The organism is Mesorhizobium sp. B1-1-5 (genome assembly GCF_006443065.1).
Taxonomy (GTDB): Bacteria; Pseudomonadota; Alphaproteobacteria; order Rhizobiales; family Rhizobiaceae; genus Mesorhizobium.
In genome coordinates, this window is sequence record NZ_VFWS01000021.1 from 25,152 (window position 1) to 38,938 (window position 13,787).

Annotated in this window: 9 protein-coding genes; 2 read left to right on the forward strand and 7 right to left on the reverse strand. The window is 65.1% G+C overall.

The annotated features are described in order from the left end of the window. Positions 1-45: 45 nt before the first annotated feature. Positions 46-366, reverse strand: a complete 321-nt coding sequence (locus FJ980_RS10315; RefSeq protein WP_095765250.1) for a 2Fe-2S iron-sulfur cluster-binding protein — start codon at positions 364-366, stop codon at positions 46-48. A gap of 101 nt (positions 367-467) precedes the next feature. After that, positions 468-836 carry an Hpt domain-containing protein gene (locus FJ980_RS10320; protein WP_140542794.1) on the reverse strand — a complete coding sequence of 123 codons (369 nt, stop codon included), beginning with the start codon at positions 834-836 and terminating at the stop codon, positions 468-470. 301 nt (positions 837-1,137) lie between these two features. Here FJ980_RS10320 and FJ980_RS10325 point away from each other — a divergent pair, with 301 nt between their 5' ends. After that, complete coding sequence (locus FJ980_RS10325; protein WP_140542795.1) at positions 1,138-7,251, forward strand: kinesin; 6,114 nt, start codon at positions 1,138-1,140, stop codon at positions 7,249-7,251. 99 nt (positions 7,252-7,350) lie between these two features. Here FJ980_RS10325 and FJ980_RS10330 read toward each other — a convergent pair whose 3' ends face one another. The 4 genes from FJ980_RS10330 to FJ980_RS10345 are packed head-to-tail and all read right to left on the reverse strand — an operon-like array spanning position 7,351 to position 11,427. Beyond that, positions 7,351-8,004, reverse strand: a complete 654-nt coding sequence (locus FJ980_RS10330) for an ABC-type transport auxiliary lipoprotein family protein (protein ID WP_140542796.1) — start codon at positions 8,002-8,004, stop codon at positions 7,351-7,353. Between the two features lie 36 nt (positions 8,005-8,040). After that, positions 8,041-9,414, reverse strand: a complete 1,374-nt coding sequence (locus FJ980_RS10335) for an MlaD family protein (RefSeq protein WP_140542797.1) — start codon at positions 9,412-9,414, stop codon at positions 8,041-8,043. Between the two features lie 14 nt (positions 9,415-9,428). After that, positions 9,429-10,241: an ABC transporter ATP-binding protein gene (locus FJ980_RS10340; protein WP_140542798.1), complete on the reverse strand. Its 813-nt coding sequence runs from the start codon at positions 10,239-10,241 to the stop codon at positions 9,429-9,431. A gap of 1 nt (position 10,242) precedes the next feature. Further along, the gene (locus tag FJ980_RS10345; protein ID WP_140542799.1) at positions 10,243-11,427 is read right to left on the reverse strand and encodes an ABC transporter permease; all 1,185 of its coding nucleotides are present in this window, start codon (positions 11,425-11,427) and stop codon (positions 10,243-10,245) included. Positions 11,428-11,504: 77 nt separating this feature from the next. Between FJ980_RS10345 and dgcA the strand changes: the two genes are divergently transcribed. Continuing rightward, positions 11,505-12,488 carry an N-acetyl-D-Glu racemase DgcA gene (dgcA, locus tag FJ980_RS10350; RefSeq protein WP_140542800.1) on the forward strand — a complete coding sequence of 328 codons (984 nt, stop codon included), beginning with the start codon at positions 11,505-11,507 and terminating at the stop codon, positions 12,486-12,488. Here dgcA and FJ980_RS10355 read toward each other — a convergent pair. Further along, positions 12,459-13,673 carry an MFS transporter gene (locus FJ980_RS10355; RefSeq protein ID WP_140542801.1) on the reverse strand — a complete coding sequence of 405 codons (1,215 nt, stop codon included), beginning with the start codon at positions 13,671-13,673 and terminating at the stop codon, positions 12,459-12,461. The genes dgcA and FJ980_RS10355 overlap by 30 nt on opposite strands. Positions 13,674-13,787 lie beyond the last annotated feature (114 nt).

The window sequence follows — 13,787 nt, forward strand, 5'->3', positions numbered from 1 at the left end:
GAAATCGCCATTTGCAGGCCGGCCTCACCTGAATATCGACGCGTCTTAACCCTGGCGCGCGGGGACCCGAACCACCAGCCCGTCCAGCGCGTCGCGCACCTTGATCTGGCAGGAGAGGCGTGAGTTCGGCTGGACCTCGTAGGCGAAGTCCAGCATGTCCTCCTCCATCGCCTCCGGCTCGCCGACCTCCGCCGTCCATGCTTCGTCGACATAAACATGGCAGGTCGCGCAGGCACAGGCGCCGCCGCATTCGGCTTCGATGCCCGGAACCGCATTGCGGATCGCGTTTTCCATCACCGTCGAGCCGTTTTCGGCTTCCACGTCAAACCGGGTCCCGTCATGGGCGATGTAAGTCAGCTTGGTCATTAAGTCACCTGAGGAGTCGCAGCCGAGATAATCACTCTGCCGGACAAGTCAACTGCGGCGCGAAAGCGCCACGAAATGACGTTTTTCAGAAAGGTGGGATACTAGCGGCTGATGCCGGCGATGAAGTCGCGCACTTCCTCGATCAGCGTGCTGAGCCTCTTGAGCGCCCGGACGTCTTCCGGCTGGGTTTCGATGATCGCGGCGCAGTCGGCCACCGCAAAGGCGCCGATGCCGCGCGCCGAGCCTTTCAGGCCATGTGCCAGAAGCACCCTTTGCCTGGCGTCGGCATCCGCGATCTGGTCACGGACCGACAGCGACTGGTGCACGAACAGCGCCAGCACCTCGCGTTCGAGGTCGCGGTCGCCCATTGTCTGGCGTGCCAGATGGCCGAGATCCACCGGTCGGGCTCCAGCCGTTCCGGAGGCGTCGCCCCCCGGCATGGAAAACGCAATACCACTTTCGCCACGCATACGCACTGCAACTCCATCAAGCGGGCAGACGGGCCCACGAAAATAGGCGCTCCCGGTCGCCAACGGGTTAACGACTGCAGAGGAAAAATGTTGTCACGGAGGCAGCCGGATCACGTCTCCGTTAACCTTATATTTAAAGTTTTACGTATCGCCCGGAATGCATGTTTTCTTTACCCCTGTGTGTCATTACGATACGAAGGTCCATTTTTCAGCCTCCTGCGCGGGATAGACAAGCCAGAATCGGGCCAGAATCAGGCCAAAATCATAAGTCCCGCGGCAGCTAGTACAGGGTAGCGAAGGCATGGCTAAGAAACCAACGACGACGAAGTCTCTCGAGAATGACGTGGCCGCGGAACTGGAAAAGGCGCTTGACCTTGACCTTAACGGCGACGAAGGCGGCCTCGACATGGCGGCGTCGATGGAGGATCTCGAAGCGCAGATTTCGGCGGCGGCCGACGAGCTGGCGCGCGAAGGGCGCAGCCAGAGGACGGAGCCGGCAAACAGTCCCCAGCCTGCCAGCCCCCAGCCTCCCAGGGCGCCCGCGGCCAAGCCGGCGGAGTTGCGCCCGGTCGAGCCGCGCAATGGGCAGACGTCCGGCTTTACGCCTCCCGCCGGCTTCACGCCCGCCAATGACGACCGCCAGAAGGACTACAAGACGCTGCTGCACAGCCTCAACCGCCGTGCGTCCAGCACCGTTTACTGGGTGATCGCCTTTATCTCGCTGGCCTGGATCGCCGGTGCCGGCGGCCTGGCCAACCTGTTGTTCGGCCCCGGCATCTGGAACATCCGTACCTTCGACCAGTTCTTCGCCCGTCCCGAGCTGATCGGCCTGGCGGTTGCCGCGATCGTTCCGGTCATCCTGTTCTGGGCGTTCGCCGCCATGATCCGGCGCGCGCAGGAAATGCGCCTCGCCGCGCAATCCATGACCGAGGTCGCCTTCCGCCTGGCGGAGCCCGAAAACCTCGCCCAGGACCGTGTCATGATGATCGGCCAGGCCGTTCGCCGAGAGGTGGCGGCCATGGGCGAAGGCATCGAGCGCACCCTGGCCCGCGCGGTTGAGCTCGAAACGCTCGTCCACGGCGAAGTCAGCCAGCTCGAACGCTCCTATTCCGAGAACGAGGCCCGCATCCGTTCGCTGGTCGACGGCCTCGGCAGCGAGCGCGAGGCGGTCGTCACCCATGCCGAGCGCGTGCGCGCCTCCATCGCCAGCGCTCACGAGACGCTGCGCGACGAGATCGGCTCGGCCAGCGACATCATCCGCGACTCGATCCTCAACGCGTCGACCAAGCTGTCGATGACGATCAACAATTCCGGCGACACGCTGATCGACCGCATCAATGAAAGCTCGACATCGATCTTCGATTCGGTGGAATCGCGCCTTGACAACATCACGGACCGTCTTTCGACCTCCGGCGAGGCTTTCGCGAGCCTGCTCGATACCCGTATCGCCAAGCTGACCGACACCACGGACGGCCTGACACGCTCGCTGACCGACCTGCTCGACGACCGCACCAACGGCATGGTCTCGCTGCTCGGCGGCGCGGCGCGCACCTTGAGTTCGGAGTTCGAGACGAGCCTCAGCGGCATCGAGCGGACGCTGGCCGAACGCGGTCAGGCGCTGATCAGCGAATTCCAGACCCGCGCCGAGGCGCTCGACACCGGAACGCAGAAACTCAACGCCGCCCTCGAAGCCCGCGCCCGCCAGATCAACGAGACCCTGGTCGAGCGCGCCCGCGAGATCGCGCACACCTTCGCCGACAGCAAGGACCAGCTGACGTCGATGATCGATCAGGGCAAGACGCAGATTGGCGCCGACATGGCGGATATCATCTCGTCGACCTCCTCCATGCTTGAGGCCCGCGCCACCGACTTCGCCGGGCGCATGGAAGCGGCCCGGCATGTCGTGTCGCGCTCATTCGATTCCGACATCCAGCGGCTGGCCGATGCCCGTGTCGGCATCGAGGAAGCCGTCGAGAACCACAGCCGCGCGCTTTCGGAGAGTCGCGAGCGCATGGCGGCCGCCATGCAGGAGGACCTGGCGAAATTCGCCGAAGGCCGCGTGGCGATCGATGCCGCCGTGACCAACCAGGTGCAGAAGCTGGCCGAAGGCCGCGGCCTGATCTCGCGGGCGCTGGAAGAAGACCTGCGCAAGGTCAACGAGTCCCGCGCCGCCATCGATGCGTCGCTGGGCAGCCATCTGGAGCAGCTCGAAGAAGGCCGCAACCGCCTGTCCCAGGTCTTGAACGAAGACTCCGGCAGGCTCGTCCAAGCTCGTACGATGATTGACGAAATGGTCGCCGGCCATGTCGGGAAGCTGGCCGAGGGCCGCAACATCCTGGCGCGCGCGCTGGAGGCCGATCTCAACAAGCTGCAGGACAGCCGGGCCTCCATCGACGGCCTTGTCGCCGGTCAGGTCGAGAAGATCGCCGAGGGCCGCGCCGTGCTCGCCAAGGCGCTCGAGACCGACATCATCGGCATCCGCGGCCTGATCGAGACCCACTCGACCAAGCTCGCCGAGGACCGCGGCGAGCTCAGCCGCGCCCTTGAAAGCGATCTGAGCGGCATCCGCGGCCTGATCGACAGCCACGCCGGCAAGCTCGCCGACGACCGCAGCCTGCTGTCGCAGACGCTGGAAGCCGACCTTGCCAAGCTCGCCGAAAGCCGCGCCTCGATCGACGGCCTTGTCGCCGGCCAGGTCGAGAAGCTCGCCGAAGGCCGCGACATCCTCAAGCGTGCCCTGGAAGCCGACATCAACGCCATCAAGGGAGCCATAGCGGGACATTCGGACAGGGTGCTGGAAGATCGCTCACAGCTTTCGAAAGCGCTTGAAACCGACCTGCAGGCCGTCAGCGGCGCCATCGCCGACCATCAAAACCGGCTTGTTCAGGACCGTTCGGTGCTGTCGAAATCGCTGGAGGACGATCTCGCCAAGCTGGCGGAGAGCCGCTCCAGCATTGACGGGCTGGTCGCCGGCCAGGTCGAGAAGCTCGCCGAGGGCCGCGATATCCTCAAGCGCGCGCTGGAAGCCGACCTCAACACCATCCAGGGCGCGATCGTCGATCATTCGCAGAAGATCACCGACCACCGCGCCGAGCTTTCGCGTGCGCTGGAGACCGATATGGCTAATGCCAGCGGCCTCATGCAGACCCATGCCGACCAGCTGTCGCAGAACCGTGCGACGCTGTCCAAGGCGCTCGAGGACGATCTTGCCAAGCTCGCCGAGAGCCGCGCCGGCATCGACGGCCTGGTCTCCGGCCAGGTCGAGAAGCTCGCCGAAGGCCGCGACATCCTCAAGCGTGCGCTGGAAGCCGACCTCGCCAAGCTCGCCGAAAGCCGTTCCTCGATCGATGGCCTGGTCGCCGGCCAGGTCGAGAAGCTCGCCGAAGGCCGCGATATCCTCAAGCGCGCCCTCGAAGCGGACCTTCAGAAGCTGACGGAAAGCCGCTCGGAGATCGACGATGTCATCGCCGGTCATGTCGGCAAGCTGTCCGAGGGCCGCAACATGCTGGCCAAGGCCCTCGAGGACGATCTCGTCAAGCTTGCCGATGCGCGCAAGGACGTCGACCGTTCGGTTTCCGGCCATATTGATCAGATCGCTGCCCGAAGCAGCGATATCTCGGCGGCGATTGCCGCCGATGTCGAGAAGATCGAGCAGGCCTTCAGCCGGCAGACCGGTGTCATCGAGGAGCGCGCCGGCACCATGGAGCGTGCGCTGTCGACCGGCGTCGACAATGTCCGCGGCGTGCTGGAAAAGACCGCGGTCTTCGTGGCGGGCGCGCTGCGCGACAAGGTCATGGAAATCACCAGCACCCTGCACGAGCAGGCCGGTGCGGCTTTCAGCGACGCCGACCGCAAGATCGCCGAACGCGCCGAGCAGACTTCCGCCGCGCTGCTTGCCAGGGCCGAGGACATCGCGCAGGCTTTCGAGGCGGCGGACCGCCGCCTGCACGAGCGCGCCCAGGATACGTCCAACATGCTGATGGCGCGCGCCGACGATGCCTCCAACTCGCTCATGGCCCGCGCCGAGGAAACCGCCGACAAGCTGGCCGCACGCGCCGGCGACATCGCCAACACCTTCGACGCAGCCGACCAGAAGCTGGTTGCCCGCGCCGTCGAGACGGCGCAGTCGCTGGCCGCCCGTGCCGGCGACATCCTGCGCAACTTCGAGGGCGCCGACGAGCGGCTTTCGATGCGCATCAGCGAATCGGCCGAAGCGCTGGCCGCCCGCGCCTCGGACCTCGGCCGCATCTTCGACAGCGCCGACCAGCATCTGATCTCGCGTATCGCCGAGGGCTCGGAAGCACTGTCGTCGCGGGCGTCCGAAATTGCCCGTATCTTCGACGACGCCGACAGCCGTCTGGTGTCGCGTATCGCCTCGAGCACCTCGACCATCGGCGAGCATGCCGACACGATCGTCGGCGCCTTCGCGGCGACCGAACAACGCGTCGCCGACCGTGCCCGCCAGACCGGGCAGGAGCTTGCCGTGCATGCCCGCGAGATCGAGCAGGCGCTGGCCGGAGCCGACGAGCGGCTGGCCGCAAGCGCCTCGGCCGCGGCCGCCCGTGTCGAGGACCAGGTGGCGAGCGTGGAAAACCGCTTCGCCTACACCGCCGAGACCATGGGCCAGAAGCTCAACGAGCAGGTCTCCAGCGCCGAGGCCCAGCTCATCTCGCGCGCCAATGTCATCGCCGAGACCTTCACTGCGGTCGGCCAGCATATCGGCCAGAGCACCAACGAGGCCGCCCGCACGATCGGCGCCAACACCCGCGAGCTCAACACCATGCTCGCGGCGCGTTCGGCAGAGATGGCGAAAATCCTCGACGAGACGGCCAAACCGCTGGTCGAGCGCTTCGCCCAGGGCGGCTCCGAGCTGCAGCGCAGCATGGAAGAGGTCACCGAACGGGCGGCCGAGAAGCTGCGCAGCGAGAACACGAACCTCGTCAATGCTCTCGCCAGCCGCACGGCCGAGACGCTGTCGGCCGTCGAAGGCGCCCGCTCGTCGCTTGCCGACAGCGTGGCCGATCTTATCGGCCGCATGACCACCTCCAGCGCGCAGCTCGGCCAATTGATCGACCAGGCTGCCGTCAATCTCGGCCAGGTCGAGGAGCGGCTCTCCGGCAGCACGCAGAGCTTCGCCACGACCACGGAGAAGGCCGCCCAGACTTTCGCCAGTTCGGCGCGTCTGGTCGATTCCAACACGACGCGGCTCACCGACCTGTCCTCGGCGACGCTGCGCGAGGTGGCCTCGATCGCGACCAAGTTCGACGAACACAGCCGGTTGCTCTCCAGCGCCTCGAATTTGCTCAGCTCCGCGCAAAGCAATCTCGAGCACACGCTGGAGCGTCAGTCCTCGCTGGAAGACCTCGCCGTCGGCCTGGTCAAGAAGTCGGAAGACCTCGAGAAGGTGATGCGCTCCTTCGAAAACCTCGTCGGCCAGACGATGCAGACCGCGGAGGGCCGCACGATGGAATCGGCGGAAAAGATCCGCACCGCCATCGCCGACGTCGTCGATTCGGCCACACGCCGCTTTGCCGACGCGACCGAAGAGATGCGTCGCACCGCAGGCTCGATCAAGAGCGAGCTCGACCTTACCCGCGCCGAGCTGAAGAAGGGCGTGATCGAGATGCCGGAGGAAGCCAAGGAATCGACCTCGGCCATTCGTCGCGCTGTCGCAGAGCAGATCAATGCGCTCAAGGAACTGTCGGATATCGTTGCGAAATCCGGCCGCAGCGGCAGCAGCGAACAGGGCGAGCCACGCGGTCTGCGCCCGGCTCCGCAGGCGCCGGCCCGAGCCGCCGAACCGCCGCTGCGCCGTCCCACGGCGCCGCAGCCACAGCAGCAACCGCAACCGACGGCCCGCGCTCCGCAGGCGCCGGTCGCCGAGACCACGCTGCGCGGCACGCTCGACCTTGAACGCCCCGCCGAGGCGCCGCGCCGCGATCCGAACGGCAAGCCCCAGCAGGGCGGCTGGGTGCGCGACCTCCTCACCAATGCCTCGCGTGAGGAAGAGCTGCGGCCGGCAGCGCCGGCGGAAGCGCCGCGCGCGACGCCTGCCCAGCGCTCGCCGCTGCATGTCATGGAGTCGCTCAACTCGCTCTCCGTCGACATCGCCCGCGCCATCGACCATGACGCCTCGATTGAGCTGTGGAACCGCTACCGGCGGGGCGAGCGCGACGTCTTCACCCGTCGCCTCTACACGCTGAAGGGCCAGCAGACCTTCGACGAAATCCGCCGCAAGTATCAAGCCGAGGCGGAATTCCGCGCCGCGGTCGACCGTTACTGCGAGGATTTCGAGAAGCTGCTCAAGGATGTCTCGCGCAACGACCGCGACAACATCATGGCGCAGACCTACCTCACGTCCGACACCGGCAAGGTCTACACCATGCTGGCCCACGCCAGCGGCCGGCTGCACTGAGCGGCCGACAAGTCTGACAAAAAAGGCGGGCCTCGGCCCGCCTTTTTCTTTTGTCCGTTGATCGATGCAATTGGTTTCCCGGCGCCTTGGCAACCGCTGTCAGATCGTCGAATCCGTCCAGTGGACGATGCCGGTCGCCGCCTGGCCGAAGGCGCTGTCCAGCGCGCCGACGTAAGCCGCGTTGCCGCTGCCCGAGACCGGGGCGCTGGCGGTGAAGTTCTTCGAGGCGCGCACCTCGCCGTTGCGGTCGTTCAGGATGCGCACGAACAGATCCACATCGGCATGCTCGCCGCCATTGACGCGCACCTCGAAGGAGCGCACCTCGACGATGATCTGGTAGTCGATCGCCAGCCCCTCGCCCGGCTTTCCGACGCCGGCAAAGCTGCCGGAGCGCTGGAAGGTTTCAGCCAGCCTCGCTTGCACGATCAATGGCAGCCGGTCCGCCCATTGCGCGCCCTTGAGGAACTGGATCGACCGGTCGGAAGGCCTGATGACGATGTTCTGGCTGTCCAGCGCCTTGAGCGCCGACGGCTGGGCGATCAGGATCTGGCGGCGGCTGTGGGCACGCACATCGAGCGACGGCGCGGACAGTTCGAATGTGTCGAGCGGCGCCGGCTTGCCGCCCAGGGCCGCGCAGCCGGCGACCGCAAGCACCAGCAACGCTGCGGCGGACGATCTCAAACTACCCGCAACCACCCCGATCGACTTCACGCGTGATCCCCGCTGTCCCCGGATCTTACGATCAACCCGCATTTGCGGTTCATTTCTTGACGGTCGCGGCGGCCGAAGTCAACGCCGTGCCCTTCCATCGAACTGCCGGACCTCGCCGGCGCCGCCGGACAGAATGCGCTGCGGGTTGCGGCTCAGATCGGTCACCGCTTCCTCGATGCGATTGATCGAGCGCCGGCTGTCCTGCACCAGCCCCTCGACGTTCTGCAGGCCCTGGCCGGAGAAGCGCGACAGGTTGTCGACGATTGTGCCGAGGCGGGAGTTCAGCGTGTCGGCCACCTGCTTGAAGGATTTCAATGTCGCCCTGGCATCGGCCATGACACCGTTGGCCTCGCCGGAGCCAAGGAGATTGTCGACCTTGACCAGGATGCCGTCGACGCGCACCGAAGCGTCGTTGAGGCGCTGCGCGAGCTGGCGGGCGTCCTTGATGGTCTCGTTGATGTCGTCGGAACGGTTGGCGATCTTGTCGGTGACCTTGGCGATGTCGGACGCCGCCTTGTCGGCGTTGGCGCTGGCCTTCTGGATGTTGGCCAAAGCGGCCTTGACGTCGGCCGGATCGATGCCGTCGAGCACACCGTTGACCTTGGCCAATGTGCCTTGCGTCTGCTTGGCGAAATCGTTGATCGAGCCGACCGCCGTGTTGACGTTATCGATGACGGTGTCGAACTGCTTCGAGGTCTCTTTCAGGTTCGTCGTCACCGTGTCGATATTGGCCACGATGCTCTTGATCTGGTCCTTGTCGACGGAATTAAGCAGGCCTTCGGCTGCCTTCAGCGTGCTGTCGAGCCGGCCCGAGACATTCTTCAGCTGATCCGAAAGCGAGCTCACCGCCGACAGGAACTTGTCGATGCCGTCGGAATTCTTGGCCAGCGCGTCCGAGAAGGTCTCGACGTTCTTGACCGTCTGCGTCAGCGGACCGCGAACGTCCTTGGTGAAGCCTTCGAGCTCGCCAAGCACCTTGTCGGCGCGGGTGAAGATGTTCTGCGCCGTCTGCAAAAGGTTGGTGACCGCGGACGGATTGGCGACGATTTCGGCGACCTTGCCTTCCTTCTCCGCTTCGTCGAGCAGCCTGGTCTCTTTCGGATCGGCGCCCTTGAGCTCGATATTGGCCTGGCCGCTGAGGCCGGTCAGTCCGATATCGGCCTGCGTCGATTTGGTGATCGGCGTCCAACGGGCAATTTCGGTGTCGGCGATGGCGACGGTCGGATCGTCGCCGTCGATATAGACGTTCTTCACGTCACCCACCCTGACGCCGTTGAACAGCACAAGGCTGCCGCGGCTGAGGCCGGAAGCCGAGCCTGGGATGCGCACGCGCAGCATTGCCGTTTCACCCCTTTCGCCGATCGCCGCAGTCCAATAGACGAAAGCGAAGGCCGCCAGGATCGCACCCAGCGTGAAGATGCCGACAATAATGTAGTTGGCTCTTGTTTCCATCGCCCCACTTATGGCTATGCGCGCGCCGCAAGATCAAGTTGCCGGGCGCGTTTTCCGCGGAAATAGGATTTCACCCAAGGCTCCTCGCTCTTCAGCATGTCGTCGATCGTGCCCTCGACCAGCACCCTCTTCTTGCCGAGCACCGCCACGTGGTCGCAAGCGGTGAACAGCGTGTCGAGGTCGTGCGTGACCATGTAGACGGTCAGATCCATGGTGTCGCGCAGCTTGACGACGAGCTCGTCGAACTCGGCGGCGCTGATCGGGTCGAGCCCGGAGGTCGGCTCGTCGAGAAAGACGATGTCCGGATCGAGCGCCAGGGCGCGCGACAGCGCCGCGCGCTTGATCATGCCGCCGGACAGCTCGGACGGGAATTTCAGCGCGGCGTCGGGCGGCAACCCGACCAGCTCGATCTTGAGCAAGGCCAGCTCATCCATCAGCGCCTTGGGCAGGTCGAGATATTCACGCATCGGCACCTGCACGTTTTCCATCACCGTCAACGCCGAAAACAGCGCGCCGTGCTGGAAAAGGACGCCAAGCCGCATGTCGATGCGCAGGCGATCGGCGTCGCTGGCCTTGTCGACGTCGACGCCGAACAGGCTGATCGTCCCCGATTGCTTCGGCATCAGTCCCAATATGGTGCGTAACAGCACCGATTTGCCGGCGCCCGAAGCGCCGACGAAGCCGAGGATTTCCCCGCGCTTGATATCGAGCGAGAGTTTGTCGAGGATCACCTTGTCGCCGATGGCGACGGTGACATCGCGAACCGAAAGCACGACTTCGTCGTCATTCGTGTCCTGCGCTGCCGTGGCGCCGTTGCCGTTCGCCATCTCAGAACCCGATCGCTGCGTAGAACATGGCGAAAAGCCCGTCGAGTATGATGACGACGAAGATCGACTTCACTACCGACGCGGTCACGTGCAGGCCCAGCGATTCGGCGCTGCCGCCGACCTTCATGCCCTCGACCGACGCGATGATGCCGATGATCAGGGCCATGAACGGCGCCTTGATCAGGCCGGCGAAGATGGTGCTGAGGTCGATGGCGACGCGCAGCCTGTCGATGAACGCGGCCGGCGGGATATCGGAATAGAGCCAGGCGGCGACGATGCCGCCGCCAAGCGCGGCGAAATTGGCGATGATCGTGAGGCATGGCAGCCCGATCACCAGCGCGACGAGCCGAGGAAAGACCAGCACGCCGATCGGATTGAGGCCGATCACCTTCAGCGCGTCGACCTCCTCGCGCATTTTCATCGAGCCGATCTCGGCGGTGATCGCGCTCCCCGAACGGCCGGCGAGCATGATCGCCGTCATCAGCACGCCGAGCTCGCGCAGGATCAGCACGCCGACGAGGTCGACGACGAAGATGTTGGCGCCGAAATAGCTGAGCTGGTAGGCGCCCTGCTGGGCGACAATGGCGCCGACAATGGCCGACATCAGCACCACTACCGGTATCGCGCCGACGCCCATGCGATCGATCTGGTTGAAGATCGCGGCCGGGTTGACCGCGTGGCCGCGGCCGAGCTTCATCTGCGCGCCGCGGATCGTGGCGCCGAGGATGTTCATGGAGGCGAAGAAATCGTCGCGCATCTCGTAGACGCGCCGGCCAACCAGCTCCAGCGCGCGCAGGATGATGTTGGGCGGCCCGGCCGGACCCGATTCGGGCTCCCGTCGAACCGCATCGCCGACCGCGCCGAGCAGGATCGAAGCGATCTCGCTCTGCCCCTGCAAATGGACCTCGACGCCTTTCTTCTCGAAGGCGCTGGCCAACCGGTCGATAAGCCATGCGCCGGCGGTGTCCATCTTTTCGATGTGGGAAAGGTCGAGCATCAGCTGTTTTGCGCCGCTTCTCTGCTCGATCTTGCGCATGTCGGCATCGACCAGCGCCACGGTGCGCGTCGTCCACACGCCGGAAAAGGCGCAGCCCAGCACGCCCCCTTCCTCGCCCACGGCGATGCGAGGCCGGTGCTCGGCGTCCTTGGGCTCGCCGCTTGCGTCGCGTTTGCGGATGGTCAACATGGCGTCCTGTTTAGCGTGACCGGACTGGCGTGTCGATTTGCCGGCAGACCGGTGTCGCACAGCCGGAGAAGAAAATTATGGCGCGTGTCATTTCGGTCGAAATGGAGCGATTCCCGATCGCCGGCACCTTCACCATCTCACGCGGATCCAAAACCGAGGCCGAAGTCATCACCGTAACGATCGCTGACGGGGGACGTTCCGGGCGCGGCGAGTGCGTGCCTTACAAGCGTTATGGCGAGACCATGGAGGGGGTGCGCGCGGCTATCGAGGCCATGCGCGATCCGGTCGTCGCCGGCATCGACCGGACCGCCTTGCTCGCGGCCATGCCCGCGGGCGCCGCACGAAACGCCATCGACTGCGCCCTTTGGGACCTGGAGGCCAAGCTGACCGGGATGCCCGTGGCGGCGGCAATCGGGGCCCTTCCGACCAGGCCGCTGGAAACCGCCTACACGCTGTCGCTCGCCGCGCCGGACGCCATGGCGACGCAAGCGCGCGCCAATGCCGGGCGGCCCCTGCTCAAGGTCAAGATCGGCGGCGACGGCGACATGGCAAGGATCCACGCGGTGGCGGAAGCCGCTCCCGATAGCCGCATCATCCTGGATGCCAACGAGGGCTGGACCGACGAAAATGTCGAGGCGAACCTTGCCTTCGCCGCGCAGCACGGCGTCGCGCTTGTCGAACAGCCGCTGCCGGCGGGCGAGGACGACATCCTGCGCCGGATCGCGCATCCAGTGCCGGTCTGCGCCGACGAAAGCGTGCACGCGGCAAAGGACCTCGATGCGCTGGTCGGCCTCTACGACGCCGTCAACATCAAGCTCGACAAATCCGGAGGCCTGACCGAGGCGTTGAATTTGCGCGACCGCGCGCGCGAACTCGGCTTCGGCATCATGGTGGGCTGCATGGTCGGCACTTCGCTCGCCATGGCCCCGGCGGTGCTGCTCGCGCAGGACGCCGACTTCGTCGACCTCGACGGTCCGCTGCTGCTGGCACGGGATCGCGACCCCTGCCTCGTCTACCGGGGATCGCTGGTTTCACCCCCCGACAGGGTGCTTTGGGGCTGAACGGGAAGCCAGGCCTATCAGCACCATGCCGACGACCGCGATCGGGATCATCGCCCAGAAACCGTCGACGCCCAAACGGTCATAGAGCGGGCCTGAAGCGAGCGTCACCGCCGCCATGAAGAAGCCGTTGAAGAAATAGGCGATGCCTTGCGCGGCGCCCGTGCGCTCTTCGGAAACCGTTTCGCCGATCATCTTCTGCAGGCCGATCAACACCATCGCCACCGATACCGAATGCAGCGTCTGGACGCCGAAGAAGCCGGCGACGCCCAGGCCGAGCGGCCAGACCAGCGGAAAGGCGATCCAGCGCACGATCGAACCGATGCCGGCGATCACCATCACCCTGGCCACCGAGATGGAAGCAAAAATACGATTGAAAAACAGAAACATGCAGACTTCCGACACCACGCCCCAGGCCCATAGCAGGCCAACGACGGAATCGCCGATTCCGATCGATTTCCAGTAGATCGAGACGAAGCCGTAGAGGAAGGCATGGCTGGCGGTGATGATGCCGACGCCGAGCGTGAAATAGAGGAAATAGGCATTGAACAGGCTCGGCGCCTTATGCTGGATCTCGGTCGCCGACAGCGGCGAGGCTTTGCGCGGCCGCCCCATGCGCGGCGACAGCAGCGCCGCGACCAAGGCCGCGCCGAGCGCAATGAAGATGATGACCGGGACCGCCTGCGGACCCGTGGCCGCCAGGATGAATCCGCCCACGACATTGGCGCACAGATACGAGATCGAGCCCCATTTGCGCATTGCCGTGTAATTCGAGCCGAAACGGCGCACGCCCGAAAGCGCCAGCGAATCGGCCATCGGCGAATGCGGCGTCCAGACGATCGTCAAAAGCAGGGACACGGCGAGCACGACGGCATAGGTAGGCGGCAAGAAATAGCCGGCAGAGATGACCATGGAGGCTGCAACCACCGCGATATAGACATCGGCGCGATCCCGGGCCCGGTCGGCAAGCGCGGTCAGCATCGGCGTCGTCAACACGCGCAGGAACATCGGCGCGGCCAGGATGACCGCGATCTGCTCGGCATGAAAACCTTTCGCCTGCAGCCAGAGCGGAAAGTAAGGCAGATGCGTGCCTTGCGAGACGAACAAGGTCGCGAAGATCAGGCTCATGCGCAGTTCGAAATGACTCGGCTTGACAAGCTGTTCGGGCGATAGCGGCGGCAGCGACATGAATCGATCCAATTTCGCTGCATTCGACTCCCATGCAACGTGTCTCGATCCCTAACATGCGGCAAAGCGCGACGGAACCGGCTGGACCAATCGATCGAGGGCAAAGCTGTTGAC

Coding starts and splice junctions, on each gene's coding strand:
- dgcA (WP_140542800.1), top strand. CDS start 11,505: ATGGCGCGTGTCATTTCGGTCGAAATGGAGCGATTCCCGATCGCCGGC.
- FJ980_RS10355 (WP_140542801.1), bottom strand. CDS start 13,673: ATGTCGCTGCCGCCGCTATCGCCCGAACAGCTTGTCAAGCCGAGTCAT.
- FJ980_RS10330 (WP_140542796.1), bottom strand. CDS start 8,004: ATGCGGGTTGATCGTAAGATCCGGGGACAGCGGGGATCACGCGTGAAG.
- FJ980_RS10325 (WP_140542795.1), top strand. CDS start 1,138: ATGGCTAAGAAACCAACGACGACGAAGTCTCTCGAGAATGACGTGGCC.
- FJ980_RS10345 (WP_140542799.1), bottom strand. CDS start 11,427: ATGTTGACCATCCGCAAACGCGACGCAAGCGGCGAGCCCAAGGACGCC.
- FJ980_RS10320 (WP_140542794.1), bottom strand. CDS start 836: ATGCGTGGCGAAAGTGGTATTGCGTTTTCCATGCCGGGGGGCGACGCC.
- FJ980_RS10340 (WP_140542798.1), bottom strand. CDS start 10,241: ATGGCGAACGGCAACGGCGCCACGGCAGCGCAGGACACGAATGACGAC.
- FJ980_RS10335 (WP_140542797.1), bottom strand. CDS start 9,414: ATGGAAACAAGAGCCAACTACATTATTGTCGGCATCTTCACGCTGGGT.
- FJ980_RS10315 (WP_095765250.1), bottom strand. CDS start 366: ATGACCAAGCTGACTTACATCGCCCATGACGGGACCCGGTTTGACGTG.